We start from the raw sequence: 14,585 nt of genomic DNA, 5'->3' as shown, positions 1-14,585 counted from the left end.
CCCGCCGCCCGCCCGGGGACAGCCCCCAAAGGCAGGCCCTGCGCGGTCAGGCCAGCGTCACGCCCGCGTCGGTCATGCCGTCGCACGCGGTGGCAAGCGACCCGGCATGGTCGATGGCGCGGCACAGATCCAGCCGGACGGTGACGTCGAAGCCCAGCCGCGCGGCATCCACGGCAGAGAAGTTGACGCAGAAATCGGTCGCAAGCCCGACCATCGTCAGTGTCCGGATGCCTCGGGTCCGCAGATAGCCTTCAAGGCCCGTGGGCGTGGTGTGATCATTCTCGAACAAGGCGGAATAGCTGTCGATCGCCGGGTTATAGCCCTTGCGGATGATCAGGTCGGCGCGGTCGGTTTCAAGGTCGGGATGGAATGCGGCGCCGGGGCTGCCTTGGATGCAATGGTCGGGCCACAGGACCTGCGGGCCATAGGGCATCTCGATCAGTTCCATCGGCGCGCGGCCTTCGTGCTGAGATGCGAAGGACGAATGCCCCGCCGGGTGCCAGTCCTGCGTCAGGATCACCGCGTCGAACTCGGTCATCAGGGTGTTGATGCCGGGCACGATCTCGTCGCCGCCCGCCACCGCCAGCGCGCCGCCGGGGCAAAAGTCGTTCTGCACGTCGATGACGATCAGGGCCTTGGTCATGCAAATCTCCGTAATTTCGGCTGCACAGTAGCGATGCCCGGGCAAGAATCAATCAAGGGCAAAGGTCTGAAATCCCTTCTTTTCGGCAGACGGCGGTGATCGTCGCGTCAGGGCGCGGCGGTTTCGCCCCTTGTGCCCGCCCCGCGTCCGCCCTTAATCGGCACCATGCTGATCGTCGCCGCACTGTACAAGTTCACCGTCTTCCCGGACCCCGCCGCCCTGAAACCGGGGCTGGCCAAGCTGTGCTGCTCGCAGGGCGTGCGCGGCTCGCTTCTGCTGGCGCGCGAGGGGATCAACGGCACCATCGCGGGCACGCGCGACGGGATCGATGCGGTGCTGGACCACATCCGTGCCCTTCCCGGCTGTGCCGACCTTGATTGGAAGGAAAGCACGGCGGACGAGATGCCGTTCGGCCGCATGAAGGTGCGGCTGAAGAAAGAGATCGTGACGATGGGCCAGCCCGATGTCGATCCGACGGCGTCGGTCGGGCGGTACGTCGATCCGGCCGAGTGGAACGAACTGATCTCGGCGCCGGACGTCGCGGTCATCGACACGCGCAACGACTACGAGATCGAGATCGGCACCTTCGAAGGCGCCGTCGACCCCGAGACGGCCAGCTTTGGTGAGTTTCCCGCGTGGTGGGAGGCGAACAAGCACCGGTTCCACAACAAGCGGCTGGCGATGTTCTGCACCGGCGGCATCCGGTGCGAGAAGGCGACAAGCTGGCTGGTCGAACAAGGCGTGGACGAGGTCTATCACCTGAAGGGCGGCATCCTGAAATACCTCGAAGAGGTGCCGGAACAGGACAGCAAGTGGCAAGGCGCCTGCTTCGTCTTCGACCAGCGTGTCAGTCTCGAACACGGGCTGCGCGAGGGCGGGCATGTCCTGTGCCACGCCTGCCGCCGCCCGCTGGTGCCCGAGGACACGCAGCGGCCCGAGTACGAGCCGGGAGTGTCTTGCCACAGGTGTCTGGCGGAAATCAGCGACGCGGACCGCGCGCGGTTCCGCGAGCGTCAAAAGCAGATCGCACTGGCCCGCGCCCGCGGCGAAGAACACCTTGGCGCGCGCGATACGTCCGAGTGATTCCGGGTGATCAGGCGGCGCGGTCGGTCGCGTCCGCCTCGGCACGGATGAACACCGGCTGATCCGGCGTGCTGCGGTCGGCGTCGAAGCGGTAACCACCCGTGTCGAAATCGGCCAGCCCCTCGACCCGGTCGATCCGGCGTTCCATCACGAACCGGGCCATCGCGCCGCGCGCCTTCTTGGCGAAGAAGCTGACGATCTTCGGCTCGCCCTTTTTCAGTTCATAGAACGTCGGCGTCACCACCTGCAGCTTCAGCGCCTTGCGGTCGACGGCGCCGAAATATTCCTGACTGGCGCAGTTCACCAGCACGTCGGTCCCGGCCTCTTCGGCGGCGGCGTTCAGGGCCTTGGCGGGCAGGTCGCGCCAATAGTCGTACAGGTTGCCGCCGCGCCGGGTCTTCAGGCGGCTGCCCATTTCCAGCCGGTGCGGCTGGATCGCGTCAAGCGGGCGCAGCAGGCCGTACAGACCGCTGAGGATACGCAGGTGGCGCTGGGCATAGTCCAGCGCATCGGCATCCAGCGTCGCGGCCTCCAGCCCGGTGTAGGTATCGCCGGAATAAAGGAACACCGCAGGCTTGGTCACCTGCGGTTCGGGCGAGGCGGCAAAGTCCCGAAAGCGGTCGCGGTTCAGACGCGCAAGGTCGTCGGACAGGTCCATCAGATCCTTGAGCCCGCCCAGCGACAGCTGCCGCATGTGACCGGCCAGCGTCGCGGCTTCCTTCGCGAACATCGGATCGGTCGCGACGGTCAGGTCCATCGGCGTTTCGTCCAGACGCTTTGCGGGGGAAATGACGGCGAGCATGGCGGATCCTTTCGTTTGAACTGTCTCTATCGCCAGCGTCAGGGCCTTGCAATCGCGGCTCAGGCGTCCTGCAGCACGGTCAGGAAGGCCGGCCCGAAGCGTTCCGCGCGGCGTTCGCCCAGCAGACCTTCCAGCGCGCGCAGGTCGGGCGAGCGCAGCGCTGCAACCTTCGCCAGCAGCGAGGCGGAGCAGCTCATCGGCTTGTCGGTGCCGGCCTCGCCATAGGCAAGCTCTGCCTGCACCTGCAGCAGGCGGTCGTACACCTCGCCCTCGGCCCGGCCAGCAAGCTTCATGCGGGCGGGGTGGACGGGGGCGGCGGCCTCTCCGGCGATGATTTGCAGGAAATCGTTGCCGTAACGGTCCAGCTTCTTTGCGCCCACACCGCTGACGCGGGCCATCTGGTCCAGCGTTTCGGGCCGCGTCTCGGCCATTTCGATCAGGGTGCGGTCGGTAAAGATGACATAGGCGGGCACGCGCGCCTCTTCGGCCAGCGCGCGGCGCTTGGCCTTCAGCGCCGACAACAGCGGCGCGTCTTCCTCGCTGACCAAGGTCTTCACGGCGGGGCGCGTGGTTGCGGTCTGGATCGTATCGCGGCGCAGTTCGATGGAGGCTTCGCCCCGCAGGATCGGGCGCGCGGCTTCGGTCATGCGGAAGGCGCCGTGGCGGGTGGGATCGGGGCGGACAAGGTCGCGCCCCATCATCTGCCGGTACACGGCCTGCCACTGGCCCTTGGACATCTCGCGCCCGACGCCGAAGGTCGGCAGGTCCTGATGGCCGCGCTGGCGCACCTTCTCGGTCTCGTTCCCGGTGAGAATGTCGATCAGGTGCCCCGCGCCGAAACTTTCGCCGGTGCGCAGCATGGCGGACAGCGCCTTGCGCACGGATTCGGTCCCGTCGAACACCTCGGGCGGGGTGTCGCACAGGTCGCAATAGCCACAGCGGTCGGCGGTTTCCCCGAAATAGCCCAGCAGTTGCTGTCGCCGACATTTCAGCGCCTCTGCCAGACCCAGAAGCGCGTTCAGCCGGGCGTGGTCGGCGGCCTTGCGGTCTTCCGGCGCAAGGCTTTCGTCGATCTGGGCGCGGCGCAGGCGGATGTCGTCGGCGCCATACAGCGTCAGCGTCTCGGCAGGGGCGCCGTCGCGACCGGCGCGGCCGATCTCCTGATAATAGGCCTCGATCGACTTGGGCAGGTCGGCGTGGGCGACCCAGCGGATGTCCGGCTTGTCGATGCCCATCCCGAAAGCAACGGTCGCCACGACGATCAGCCCGTCCTCGCGGCTGAACCGGGTTTCGACGGCGCGCCGGGCGTCGGGGTCCATACCGCCGTGATAGTGACAGGCAGTGTGCCCGGCGCCGTTCAGCGCGCTGGATAGGGTTTCCGTCTTGGCGCGGGTGCCGCAATAGACGATGCCCGACTGCCCCTTCCGCGCCCCGGCAAAGGACAGGATCTGCTGCCGGGGGCCGTTCTTGGGCGTGAAGGCAAGGTGGATGTTGGGCCGGTCGAAGCCGCGCAAAAAGCTTTGCGGCGCCTCGCCATCGAACAGGCGCGCGACGATCTCGGTGCGCGTTTCCTCGTCCGCGGTGGCGGTGAAGGCGGCAAGCGGCACATCAAGACTGCGGCGCAGGTCGCCGATGGCAAGGTAGTCGGGGCGGAAATCGTGGCCCCATTGGCTGACGCAGTGCGCCTCGTCCACCGCGATCATCGAGGTGCCGATCCGCCGGAGTAGTGACTGCGTTCCGCCCGAGGCCAGCCGTTCCGGCGCCATATACAGCAGCTTCAACCGCCCTTCGTCGAGGGCGCGGAACACCTCGTCGTTCTCGTCCTGGGTGTTGCCCGAGGTCAGCGCGCCGGCCTCGACCCCCGCTTCGCGCAGCGCGCGGACTTGGTCGCGCATCAGCGCGATCAGCGGAGAGATGACGACAGTCACGCCATCGCGGCACAACGCGGGAAGCTGGTAGCACAGCGACTTGCCGCCGCCGGTGGGCATGATGGCAAGAACATTGCGGCCCTCGGTGACCGCTTGCACGATCTCTGCCTGTCCGGGCCGGAAATCGTCGAATCCGAAAACGGTGCCGAGAAGCTGTGCCGCGCGGTCCATGTGTGTGCCGATTTTTTCTTCAAACTGCTCGTTTCACCAGAAACATCGCAGATGAAAATCGGCTTAACAACCCGGAAGCGGGGTCAGAACGCGTACATGTTGTTCCGAATGATGATCCGCAGGGCATATATCGCGATCAGTGCCACCAGCGGTGCAAGGTCCAGCGGGCGGGTGTCGGGCATGATGCGGCGGATCGGGCCATAGATCGGTTCCAGCAGCCGGTTCAGGCCGATCCAGATCTGGTCGACGATGGGCTGGCGGCGGTTCAGAACCTCGAAGCTCAGAAGCCACGACATGATGATGTGCAGGATCATGATGAACCAGACCACGTCGAGGATCAGAAGCATGATTTGAAAGATCGAGGTCATCTAGGTCCACTCTTTGTGCTCGGGTACGCAGGCTAGTTATGGCTTTCGGGCATATCTGACAAGAACTTCGGTTCCGTTGAAGCGCCGATCATGGGTTGAATTCTTCGGGACTGACCTATTGCGCGTGGTGCGCAATCGCTGTCATATCGCCCCGACAGTGGGGACTGCGAGAATGAAGAACGTCAGTGCGCGCAAGCGGATCTGGGGCTGGATGATGTTCGACTGGGCAAGCCAGCCGTACAACACGCTTCTGCTTACCTTTGTTTTCGGTCCCTATTTCGCCGAGATTACCGCGAACCGCCTGATCGACGGTGGCCTTGCCGAAACGGCGGCCCGCGCCGAGGCGCAGGCGATCTGGGGATACGGGCTGACCATTGCGGGCATCGCTATCGCCATCCTCGCCCCGATCCTTGGCGCGCTGGCCGACAGCCGCGGTCGGCGGCTTCCGTACATCTGGCTGTTCTCGGTTCTGTACGTGATCGGCGCCGCGGGTCTGTGGCTGGCCGACCCGGCGACGTTCAGCATCCCGCTGCTGCTGCTGTTCTTCGGTATCGGCCTTGTGGGGTCCGAGTTTGCGACGATCTTCACCAACGCCATGCTGCCCGACCTTGGCCCGCGCGAGCAGATCGGTGCGATTTCCGGCTCTGGCTGGGCGTGGGGCTATGTCGGCGGGGTGGTCGCGCTGGCCATCATCCTGTTGCTGTTCGCCGAGAACGCGGCGGGCGTGACCTTCATCGGCCTGTCGCCCGCGCTGGGCCTTGATCCCGAGGCGCGGGAAGGAACCCGCTTTGTCGGCCCCTTCGTGGCGGTGTGGTACGTGGTGTTCATGATCCCGTTCTTCCTGTGGGTGCGAGAGACCGGAAAGGTTCTTGGCTTGAAGGGACCCGTCAGCACCGCGCTGCGCGACCTTGTCGGCACCGTGCGCCGGCTGCCGGGCAACCCATCGCTGACCTCGTATCTTGGATCGTCCATGCTGTACCGTGACGCGCTGAACGGCATGTACACCTTTGGCGGCGTCTATGCGCTGGGCGTGCTGGGGTGGACGGTGGTCGACATCGGCGTGTTCGGCATCGTGGCCGCGATCACCGGCGCTGTCTTCGCATGGCTGGGTGGCCGCGCGGACCGCGCATTCGGCCCTAAACCGGTCATCAGGGTCTGTATCGTCGTGCTGCTGCTGGTCGCCATCACCATCGCCACCATCTCGCGCGAGGCGGTGCTGGGCATCGCCATCGCGCCGGGGTCGAGCCTGCCTGACATCGCCTATTATATCTGCGGTGCCCTGATCGGTGCCGCCGGGGGCGCGCTGCAATCCGCCAGCCGCACCATGATGGTCCGGCAGGCCAACCCCGAGCGGATGACCGAAGCCTTCGGCCTGTATGCACTGGCCGGGCGGGCAACCACCTTCGTCGCGCCTGCGCTGATCGCCATCGTCACCGACGTGACAGGCAGTCAGCAACTTGGCGTGACCCCGCTCATTGGCCTTTTTCTGGCGGGACTTGTCCTGCTAGCATGGGTCAAACCGGATGGAGACCGCGCCGAATGGTCCGAAAGCTCGCCCTCGCTGGCCTGATCCTGTCGCTTGCCGCCTGTGGCGGTCGCGTCGACAGTAACGAAGGCAACGCCGCCGACGCCACGATGACATTCGCGGCGGCGAACCTTGACCCGAACGCCATCGCCAAGCGGGTGTTCGGTGCGGCCAAGGTGGCGTCCGCCCAGTCGCCCGCGCCGTTCGGAAGCTACGCCAAGGGCTGCATGGCCGGGGGCGTGCAACTGCCCGAAACGGGTCCGACTTGGCAGGCGATGCGGCTAAGCCGCAACCGCAACTGGGCCCAGCCGGAAACCATTGTCTTCGTCAAGCGCCTGTCCAGTTTTGCCGCCACCCTACCCGGGTGGAAGGGGCTGTACGTCGGCGACATGTCGCAGCCGCGCGGCGGGCCGATGCTGACCGGGCATTCCAGCCACCAGATCGGGCTGGACGCCGACATCTGGATGCTGCCGCCCAGCCGTCTGAACCTGTCGGTGGCGGAACGCGAGAACCTGTCCTCTATCTCGATGCAGCGGAACGCGGGCGCCGCGGTGAACTCCAGCTGGACGCCGCAGCACATGGCGGTGCTGAAGGCCGCCGCCAGTGATCCGGCGGTCGCACGGATCTTCGTGTTCGCGGGGGCGAAGGTGCAGATGTGCAAGGATGCCACCGGCGACCGCGACTGGCTGCGCAAGATCCGCCCGTGGTACGGGCATCACTATCATTTCCACGTCCGCCTGAATTGCCCCAAGGGCGCCAGCGGTTGCGTCGACCAAGCCCCGCCGCCCGCCGGTGATGGCTGTGCCGAGGCGGAACAGTGGGTGCGCAACATCCAGAACCCGCCGCCGCCCGACCCCAACGCGCCGCCGCCCATTCCGAAGCGTGAAACCGTTCTGGCCGATCTGCCCGCTCAATGCGCTTCCGTCATCGCGTCGCAGTAGCCCTTCTGGCTCTGGCGGCGTGCGGTCCCGGCTCGTACGGGCCGACGGGCGCGGCCGAGCTTGTGGGCGAATACACATGGAAAATGCCGCAGGCCGCCTTCGGGGGCTTCTCGGGGCTAGAGGTCTATGACGATGGCGCGTCCTTCGTCACCGTGTCGGACCGCGGCGGCATCGTGCAGGGCAGCCTGACCCGCGACGCACGCGGGACGATCGTCGGGGTCGAGGCCGCACCGGTCTTTATGCTGCGCGACACCGACGGTGCGCCGCTGGGCACCTACATGACCGACGCCGAGGGGCTGGCGATTGCGCCCGACGGGCGGATCTTCGTGTCGTTCGAGAACCGGCACGAGGTCCTGACCTACCGCTTCCCCAGCGAAACGCCCGAGGCCCTGCCGCAGCATCCCGACTTTCCCGGCATGCAGCTGAATTCGTCACTCGAGGCGTTGGCCATCGACGGTGACGGCGCGCTGTACACGATGCCGGAACGATCCGGGCGTCTGACGCGCCCGTTCCCGGTGTATCGCTGGAAAGACGGCGCATGGTCGCAACCGTTCTCGGTGCCCCGGCGCGACAACTATCTTGTCGTCGGCGCCGACATTGGTCCGGACGGCCGGTTTTATCTGCTGGAACGGCACTTTGCCGGTATTTTCGGTTTTCAGACCCGTGTCCGCAGCTTTGCCTTCGACGGCCAGTCGCTGACCGACGAGCGCATAGAGATAGAGACCTCTGCCGGCAAGCACGACAACCTAGAAGGCATCGCCGCGTGGCGGGATGCGAACGGGTTCATCCGCCTGACGATGGTCTCGGACGACAATTTCCGGTTCTTCCAGGTGACAGAGATCGTCGAGTATCGCCTGTCCAACGGGCTTGACGGACCGCGCGCGCGGCGGTAGTGCGCCGCGTCCCCGACGGTCGGGGGCCAAGTCTCCGCTACCTTGTCAAAACGGACCATACACATGACCCGTCTTCTTCCTGGCGTTATCGCCATGGCCATCGTCGTAGTGGCCTCTAACATCCTGGTACAGTTCCTTCTGGGCGACTGGCTGACCTGGGGTGCCTTTACCTATCCCATCGCCTTCCTCGTCACCGACGTGATGAACCGCGTCTATGGCGCGGCCACCGCCCGCAAGGTGGTTGTTGCCGGCTTTGTGGTCGGCGTCGTCTGCTCGATGATCGGCACGCAGATCATGCTGCAGGGCGACGGATACACCTACCCCGCCGTCACGCTGCGTGTTGCGATCGGCTCGGGCCTTGCGTTCCTGACGGCCCAACTGTTGGACGTGGCCGTCTTCGACCGTCTGCGCGAAGGCAACTGGTGGCGCGCGCCGCTGGCGTCGACGCTGGTCGGGTCGTCGGTCGACACCGCGCTGTTCTTCACCATCGCCTTCTCGACCGGGCTGACCTTCATCGAACCCGGCAACGACGTGTCCTGGGCGAACGAGGCGGTGCCGCTTCTGGGCGCTGGCCCGGTCGTGCCGCTGTGGGTGTCGCTGGCCGTCGCCGACTGGGGCGTGAAGCTGGCGCTGGCGCTGATCGCGCTGATCCCGTTCCGGCTGGTGGTATCCGGCCTGATGGGACGCCAGCCTGCATAGCCGCGGGACGCTCTGAAACGGGCTTCGATCAAATTAAGGGCAGATTTGGAACACTTCCCCAAGTGCTGGCGAAAAACGCCAGTGCTTGAGGAAAAGTTTTTGACATACACAAAATCTGTGCAACGCTGACCTTATCGAAACCCAGTGAAAGGAGGTGATCCAGTGTCTAGAGCGATGTTGGAGAGAGGTGTCGGAACAGTCGGAGGGAATTCCGTCTGAGGGCAGCCCCGCAGGGGAATCCTCCTTTCGATTGGGCCGCGGAAGGTCCTAACCGAACTAATCTCCAAAGGACTCGAGGGGCCGCCGCAAGGGCGGCCCTTTTCGTGTCCGCCCTATATTGCCCGAACGGGCACGGCGTTGCTTGACGCGCCGTTCTGCGGCATCAGTTGGCCCACCATGATCAGGATCAACGACTCTATCACCATCGAGGACTGGGAACTGACCGAACAGTTCGTCCGCTCTGGCGGTCCCGGCGGGCAGAACGTCAACAAGGTCGCGACTGCGGTCGAACTGCGGTTCGAGGCGCAGCGGTCGCCGAACCTGCCCGACGCCGTGAAGTCGCGCCTGAAGCGGCTGGCCGGACGGCGCTGGACCACGGATGGCGCCATCGTGCTGAAGGTCGACGAGACGCGGCACCAGTCCCGCAACCGCGAGATCGCCCGCGACCGTCTGGCAGAGTTGATCACCAAGGCGCTGGAACGGCCGCGACGCCGTATTCCCACCCGGCCCACGCTGGGGTCGAAACGCCGCCGTCTGGCGGCGAAGAAGCAGCGCGGCGAAGTGAAGGCGCTGCGCGGCCCGGTCGACCGCGACAGCTGACCCTTCGACTGCGTCAGCGACGGGCCAAAGCCGCGATCTTGCGCCGCCCAAACAGCCCGAACAGCCCGGTGCCAAGCAACACCAGCGACGCAGGCACCGGCACGGCCTCGACCGAGACCTCGGTCAGGTTGAAGTGCTCGCAGTCGTTGTTGAACGTCAAGATGACGCAGTTGGCGCCGGGGTAGCTCGGGTAATCTGGTCCCTTGGTCATGATGTGGATCTCGTCGACACCCTCCAGCCCGACATTGATCGTCTTCGGGCCAAGGCCAGCGGCATAGGCGAGGTCCGCGATCATGGACCCGGCGCGGTAACCGACGATCCGCACGTTCGGGAAGTCGATCCGACCGAATGTCTTGTTCTCGTACTCGGAAAACCAATCGTTTCCATAGTAACCAAAGTATGTTTCGATTCCGTAGACAACGATTTGCGTGACATTGAACATGCCTGCGCGCGAGATCCGAACTGTGTCGGGCTGGTCGAGATGCACGCCCACGTCTGTGGATACAATTGCGTTAACCTCGACTTGGAACCCAGACTGCTGCGTTATGATCGGCGGCCAACCGGTTGGATAGTTTCGAAAGTCGATCGTCGTCGCGTGTGCATAAGTTTGTGAGTAAAAAACCAGTATCAGTGCTGCAAGAATTGCCCTCATGTCTCGCTCCCTCATTGTTGTCTGCCTGCAAGCGGCCTTCAATACTTGCGAGTGTACCAAGAGAGCGGCACCAGTGGTGAATTTTCGCGGTGCAAGATCGGGCTTGCGGGCGCCCAAACGGCAACGCGCGACGCCTGACGTCGAGGGCAATTCGAACCCATGTTGCGAGGCCGATTCAGGTCACGTTCACGTCAGCCGCCGGGGTCACGACGATGCGCGGCGACGCCATCGAAACCAAGCGCGGGTCCCGTCAGGGATGCAGATCGGAAGCCTGAAAACAAGAAAGCCCCCGAGAACCATAAGCCTATGATTCGCAGGGGCTTTCTATGGTGCCCAGGAGAGGACTCGAACCTCCACGTCCATACGGACACTAGCACCTGAAGCTAGCGCGTCTACCAATTCCGCCACCTGGGCAGGTGTCGTGAGAGGCGGATTTATAGAGGGTGTGCGCGGGTGTCAACACGGGATCGTCAGATAAAACGCGACGCAATGCCGGGTTGTTATGCCGAAGCGCCAAGGCTAAGGAAAAACACAGCTAAAGCGGAGGCTGGCCATGTCGAAACTCGTGACAATCTTTGGCGGATCTGGGTTCGTGGGGCGCTATATCGCGCGGCGAATGGCCAAGGAGGGATGGCGGGTGCGCGTTGCCTGCCGCCGGCCCGAGCTTGCGGGATTCGTGCGGCCCTATGGCGTCGTCGGACAGGTCGAGCCGATCCTGTGCAATATTCGCGACGACGCGAGCGTCCGCGCCGCGCTGCACTCTGCCGACGTGGTGGTGAACTGCGTGGGAACCTTCGACGCGAAGGGTAAGAACAATTTCTCTGCGGTTCAGGTCGAGGGCGCCGAGCGGATCGCGCGCCTGTCGCGGGCCGAGGGGATCGACCGCATGGTCCATCTTTCGGCGATCGGCGCCGATGCCGAGGGCGACAGCGCCTATGCGCGGTCCAAGGCCGACGGAGAGGCCGCGGTGCTGGAACACCAGCCGCAGGCCGTGATCTTGCGCCCGTCTGTCATTTTCGGGCCCGAGGATGACTTCTTCAACCGCTTCGGCAAGATGGCCCGGATGGGTCCGGTCCTGCCCGTGGTGGGCGGCGACACGAAGTTCCAGCCGGTCTATGTCGATGATGTCGCGCAGGCGGCGGTGAAGGGCGTTCTGGGACAGGCGGCTCCGGGGATCTACGAACTTGGCGGGCCCGAGGTCGCAAGCTTCTCGGACCTGATGCAGCAGATGCTGGTCATGATCCGGCGCCGCCGGTTGGTGCTGAACCTGCCGTTCTGGGCCGCTAAGCTGATCGCGGGCGTGTCCGGCTTCGGTTCGGCGATGACCGGCGGGCTGGTGAAGGCGCCGCTGACCAGCGACCAGGTGAAGCAGCTGAAGACCGACAATGTCGTCGCGAAAGACGCGAAGGGCTTTGCCGATCTCGGGATCTCTCCGACCTCGATGGAAGCGGTGCTGCCGGAATACCTGTGGGCCTATCGCCCGTCTGGCCAGTACGCCGCGATCAAGGAATCGGCGCGCAACCTGAAGGCCTGAGGTCGTCGCCTAGCTATAGGCGATGACCAGCAGGATGACGCCCAGAACGACGCGATAGATCACGTAGGGCGTGAAGCTGACCGATTTCAGCAGCTTCATCATGAACCACAGCGCGAACAGCGCCGCGCCGAAGGCGAAGACGGCGGCAATCGCCCCGTCCCGCGCGGCGGCGGCGTCTGCGGTGACCGCGACCTCGGCGCCCAGCAGCACGCCGGACGCAAGGATCGTCGGGATCGACATCAGCATCGCCAGCTTCGCGGCGCCGCGCCGGTTATAGCCCAGCCGGCGCGCAGCGGTGATCGTGATCCCCGACCGCGAGGTTCCGGGGATCAGCGCGATGGCTTGCCACAGGCCCATGATCGCGGCGTCGCGGATGTTCCAGAACTCTGCCGGGCGCCGTTCGGGGCTGTATTTGTCCGCCCAGTACAGCACGATCCCGAAGATCAGCATGGTCCAGCCGATCACTGCGGTGGACCGCATCATGTCGTCCAGACCCGTCAGGTTCAGGATCAGACCGACAATCACCACCGGGATCGTCGCAAGGACAAGGCAAAGCGCCAGTCCCGCGCCCGGGAAATTGATGCGGCCGCGCAGAAGATGGGGGATGCCGGCCAGCGTCAGCTTCACGTCCTGCCAGAAATACAGGATCACCGCGCCAAGCGTGCCGACGTGTACGGCCACGTCTATGACCTGTCCTTGGTCCTGGAGTCCGGTAAGATTCGGTAAGAGAATCAGGTGCCCAGAGGAAGAAACCGGAAGAAATTCGGTCAGGCCCTGTATCAATGCAACAAGAAGTATGTGGAGAAGGGGCATGGATTACACGTTCATGATTCGTGAGCTTGAAGCTATCCGCTTGTCCTCCAATTGAAAGGAACAATAAAGGTAAATCGTGCTGACCTAAAAATACGCCGTTCGCGCAGAAATCGACCGTTTCCGCATCCGAACAGCGAAAAAAGGTCAGCTCTTTTGACTTTATTTCCGATCCAACCTCTTTTATAGCACCGCCAACACCTATTCGTGGAGGTCTGCCTAGATGGCGAAACAGATGATGCTGAAGTTCACGTCGGTCGATCGGGACATGCCAGAGAAGCGTGCCCCCGATCTGCGCCGTCAGGACTTTCAGGAAATCTACGCGGAATACGCGCACGAAAAGGCACAGCAGCAGTCGAGCCGGTGCAGCCAATGCGGCGTGCCCTACTGCCAGTCGCACTGCCCGTTGCACAACAACATTCCCGACTGGCTGAAGCTGACGGCCGAGGGCCGCCTGCAGGAAGCCTACGAGGTCTCTCAGGCCACCAACACCTTCCCCGAGATCTGCGGCCGCATCTGCCCGCAGGACCGTCTGTGCGAAGGCAACTGCGTGATCGAACAGTCGGGCCACGGCACCGTCACGATCGGGTCGATCGAGAAGTACATCACCGACACCGCGTGGGAGATGGGTTGGGTCAAGCCGATCAAGCCGGCCGAGGATCGTCCCGAATCCGTCGGCATCATCGGCGCCGGTCCGGGCGGGCTTGCCGCTGCCGACGCGCTGCGCCGTCAGGGCGTTCAGGTCACGGTCTACGACCGCTATGACCGCGCTGGCGGCCTGCTGACCTATGGCATCCCCGGCTTCAAGCTGGAGAAGGACGTGGTCATGGCCCGCGTCGCCCAGCTTGAGGAATCCGGCGTCGAGTTCGTGCTGAACTGCGACGTGGGCGAAGACATCTCGTTCGAAGCGATCCGCGGCAAGCACGACGCGGTCCTGATCGCGACCGGCGTCTACAAAAGCCGTGGCCTTCAGGCCCCCGGCGTTGGCGCGCAGGGCATCGTGCGGGCGATCGACTATCTCACCTGCTCGAACAAGGTCAGCTTCGGCGACGATGTCGAGGAATATAACTCGGGCGAGCTGAACGCCGCGGGCAAGCGTGTTGTCGTGGTCGGCGGTGGCGATACCGCGATGGACTGCGTGCGCACCGCGATCCGGCAGGGCGCCGAAAGCGTGAAGTGTCTCTATCGCCGCGACAGGGCCAACATGCCCGGCTCGCAGCGCGAGGTGGCGAACGCCGAGGAAGAGGGTGTCGAGTTCGTCTGGCTGACGGCGCCGAAGGGCTTCAGCGGCGAGACGGTCGAAGGCGTGATGATCCAGAAGATGCGTCTTGGCGCACCGGATGCGTCCGGCCGCCGCAGCCCCGAAGTGATCGAGGGCGCCGACTATCTGGAAGACGCCGACCTTGTCGTGATGGCGCTGGGCTTCGAACCCGAAGACCTGCCGAAGCTGTGGGGCGTGGATGGGCTGGAAGTGACCCGCTGGGGCACGGTCAAGGCCGACTTCCGCACCCACGCCACGAACCTTGAAGGCGTCTATGCCGTCGGGGACATCGTGCGTGGCGCGTCGCTGGTGGTCTGGGCAATCCGCGACGGGCGCGAAGCGGCGGAGTCGATCCTCGACTTCCTGAACGCGCCGGCGCAGGTCGCAGCCGAGTAATCGGGGCGGATGGTCGCGGGACTTACGCTGGCTGGCCGGTCGCCCTTCGGGGCGGCTGTC

The 14,585-nt window shown here is 64.7% G+C and carries 14 protein-coding genes and 1 tRNA gene; 8 read left to right on the top strand and 7 right to left on the bottom strand.

The features are described from left to right. Positions 1 to 46 precede the first annotated feature (46 nt). The gene (gene pncA, locus P1K30_RS06850) at positions 47 to 643 is read right to left on the bottom strand and encodes a bifunctional nicotinamidase/pyrazinamidase (RefSeq protein ID WP_275631947.1); all 597 of its coding nucleotides are present in this window, start codon (positions 641 to 643) and stop codon (positions 47 to 49) included. 165 nt (positions 644 to 808) lie between these two features. Between pncA and trhO the strand changes: the two genes are divergently transcribed. Further along, positions 809 to 1,726, top strand: a complete 918-nt coding sequence (gene trhO, locus P1K30_RS06845) for an oxygen-dependent tRNA uridine(34) hydroxylase TrhO (RefSeq protein WP_275631946.1) — start codon at positions 809 to 811, stop codon at positions 1,724 to 1,726. Between the two features lie 10 nt (positions 1,727 to 1,736). Here trhO and yaaA read toward each other — a convergent pair whose 3' ends face one another. The 3 genes from yaaA to P1K30_RS06830 form a co-directional block, all read right to left on the bottom strand. Continuing rightward, a complete protein-coding gene (gene yaaA, locus P1K30_RS06840; protein WP_275631945.1) occupies positions 1,737 to 2,528 on the bottom strand; it encodes a peroxide stress protein YaaA in 792 nt (263 codons plus the stop codon). Positions 2,529 to 2,587: 59 nt separating this feature from the next. After that, positions 2,588 to 4,627: a DNA helicase RecQ gene (recQ, locus tag P1K30_RS06835; protein ID WP_275631944.1), complete on the bottom strand. Its 2,040-nt coding sequence runs from the start codon at positions 4,625 to 4,627 to the stop codon at positions 2,588 to 2,590. 83 nt (positions 4,628 to 4,710) lie between these two features. Next, entirely contained in the window at positions 4,711 to 4,995 is a 285-nt protein-coding gene (locus tag P1K30_RS06830; RefSeq protein ID WP_275631943.1) for a YggT family protein, read from the bottom strand. A 172-nt stretch (positions 4,996 to 5,167) separates the two neighbouring features. On the opposite strand from P1K30_RS06830, the gene P1K30_RS06825 reads away from it, so the two are divergent. From P1K30_RS06825 to arfB, 5 genes are all read left to right on the top strand, one after another. After that, positions 5,168 to 6,565, top strand: coding sequence for an MFS transporter (locus P1K30_RS06825; RefSeq protein WP_275631942.1), 1,398 nt, complete (start codon positions 5,168 to 5,170; stop codon positions 6,563 to 6,565). A 65-nt stretch (positions 6,566 to 6,630) separates the two neighbouring features. Then, a complete protein-coding gene (mepA, locus tag P1K30_RS06820; RefSeq protein WP_379561998.1) occupies positions 6,631 to 7,461 on the top strand; it encodes a penicillin-insensitive murein endopeptidase in 831 nt (276 codons plus the stop codon). Then, positions 7,434 to 8,354 carry an esterase-like activity of phytase family protein gene (locus tag P1K30_RS06815; protein ID WP_275631940.1) on the top strand — a complete coding sequence of 307 codons (921 nt, stop codon included), beginning with the start codon at positions 7,434 to 7,436 and terminating at the stop codon, positions 8,352 to 8,354. Before mepA ends, P1K30_RS06815 begins: the two co-directional genes overlap by 28 nt. A 63-nt stretch (positions 8,355 to 8,417) precedes the next feature. Further along, positions 8,418 to 9,053, top strand: coding sequence for a queuosine precursor transporter (locus P1K30_RS06810; RefSeq protein ID WP_275631939.1), 636 nt, complete (start codon positions 8,418 to 8,420; stop codon positions 9,051 to 9,053). A gap of 396 nt (positions 9,054 to 9,449) precedes the next feature. Beyond that, positions 9,450 to 9,872: an alternative ribosome rescue aminoacyl-tRNA hydrolase ArfB gene (gene arfB / locus P1K30_RS06805; protein WP_275631938.1), complete on the top strand. Its 423-nt coding sequence runs from the start codon at positions 9,450 to 9,452 to the stop codon at positions 9,870 to 9,872. A gap of 13 nt (positions 9,873 to 9,885) precedes the next feature. Here the strand turns inward: arfB and P1K30_RS06800 are convergent, their stop codons facing one another. Beyond that, positions 9,886 to 10,314, bottom strand: a complete 429-nt coding sequence (locus tag P1K30_RS06800; RefSeq protein WP_275631937.1) for a PEP-CTERM sorting domain-containing protein — start codon at positions 10,312 to 10,314, stop codon at positions 9,886 to 9,888. 537 nt (positions 10,315 to 10,851) lie between these two features. Further along, positions 10,852 to 10,938, bottom strand: a tRNA-Leu gene (locus P1K30_RS06795). 139 nt (positions 10,939 to 11,077) lie between these two features. On the opposite strand from P1K30_RS06795, the gene P1K30_RS06790 reads away from it, so the two are divergent. Next, positions 11,078 to 12,058 carry a complex I NDUFA9 subunit family protein gene (locus P1K30_RS06790; protein ID WP_275631936.1) on the top strand — a complete coding sequence of 327 codons (981 nt, stop codon included), beginning with the start codon at positions 11,078 to 11,080 and terminating at the stop codon, positions 12,056 to 12,058. 9 nt (positions 12,059 to 12,067) lie between these two features. Here P1K30_RS06790 and P1K30_RS06785 read toward each other — a convergent pair whose 3' ends face one another. Next, positions 12,068 to 12,871 carry an undecaprenyl-diphosphate phosphatase gene (locus P1K30_RS06785; protein ID WP_275631935.1) on the bottom strand — a complete coding sequence of 268 codons (804 nt, stop codon included), beginning with the start codon at positions 12,869 to 12,871 and terminating at the stop codon, positions 12,068 to 12,070. Between the two features lie 220 nt (positions 12,872 to 13,091). Here P1K30_RS06785 and P1K30_RS06780 point away from each other — a divergent pair, with 220 nt between their 5' ends. Next, positions 13,092 to 14,525 (top strand): NAD(P)-dependent oxidoreductase, encoded by a 1,434-nt coding sequence (locus P1K30_RS06780; RefSeq protein WP_275631934.1) that lies wholly within the window; start codon positions 13,092 to 13,094, stop codon positions 14,523 to 14,525. Positions 14,526 to 14,585: the final 60 nt, after the last annotated feature.

Source organism: Psychromarinibacter halotolerans, from assembly GCF_029168315.1.
GTDB classification, from domain to species: Bacteria; Pseudomonadota; Alphaproteobacteria; order Rhodobacterales; family Rhodobacteraceae; genus Psychromarinibacter; species Psychromarinibacter halotolerans.
Note: the sequence above shows the minus strand (reverse complement) of the source record. Positions and strands in the feature narration are given on the sequence as shown.

Excerpts from the sequence above, each read along its gene's own strand:
- P1K30_RS06790 (WP_275631936.1), top strand. The coding sequence starts at position 11,078 with ATGTCGAAACTCGTGACAATCTTTGGCGGATCTGGGTTCGTGGGGCGC.
- P1K30_RS06780 (WP_275631934.1), top strand. The coding sequence starts at position 13,092 with ATGGCGAAACAGATGATGCTGAAGTTCACGTCGGTCGATCGGGACATG.
- trhO (WP_275631946.1), top strand. The coding sequence starts at position 809 with ATGCTGATCGTCGCCGCACTGTACAAGTTCACCGTCTTCCCGGACCCC.
- P1K30_RS06810 (WP_275631939.1), top strand. The coding sequence starts at position 8,418 with ATGACCCGTCTTCTTCCTGGCGTTATCGCCATGGCCATCGTCGTAGTG.
- yaaA (WP_275631945.1), bottom strand. The coding sequence starts at position 2,528 with ATGCTCGCCGTCATTTCCCCCGCAAAGCGTCTGGACGAAACGCCGATG.
- pncA (WP_275631947.1), bottom strand. The coding sequence starts at position 643 with ATGACCAAGGCCCTGATCGTCATCGACGTGCAGAACGACTTTTGCCCC.
- mepA (WP_379561998.1), top strand. The coding sequence starts at position 6,631 with ATGACATTCGCGGCGGCGAACCTTGACCCGAACGCCATCGCCAAGCGG.
- P1K30_RS06830 (WP_275631943.1), bottom strand. The coding sequence starts at position 4,995 with ATGACCTCGATCTTTCAAATCATGCTTCTGATCCTCGACGTGGTCTGG.
- P1K30_RS06800 (WP_275631937.1), bottom strand. The coding sequence starts at position 10,314 with ATGTTCAATGTCACGCAAATCGTTGTCTACGGAATCGAAACATACTTT.
- P1K30_RS06815 (WP_275631940.1), top strand. The coding sequence starts at position 7,434 with ATGCGCTTCCGTCATCGCGTCGCAGTAGCCCTTCTGGCTCTGGCGGCG.
- P1K30_RS06825 (WP_275631942.1), top strand. The coding sequence starts at position 5,168 with ATGAAGAACGTCAGTGCGCGCAAGCGGATCTGGGGCTGGATGATGTTC.
- arfB (WP_275631938.1), top strand. The coding sequence starts at position 9,450 with ATGATCAGGATCAACGACTCTATCACCATCGAGGACTGGGAACTGACC.
- P1K30_RS06785 (WP_275631935.1), bottom strand. The coding sequence starts at position 12,871 with ATGCCCCTTCTCCACATACTTCTTGTTGCATTGATACAGGGCCTGACC.
- recQ (WP_275631944.1), bottom strand. The coding sequence starts at position 4,627 with ATGGACCGCGCGGCACAGCTTCTCGGCACCGTTTTCGGATTCGACGAT.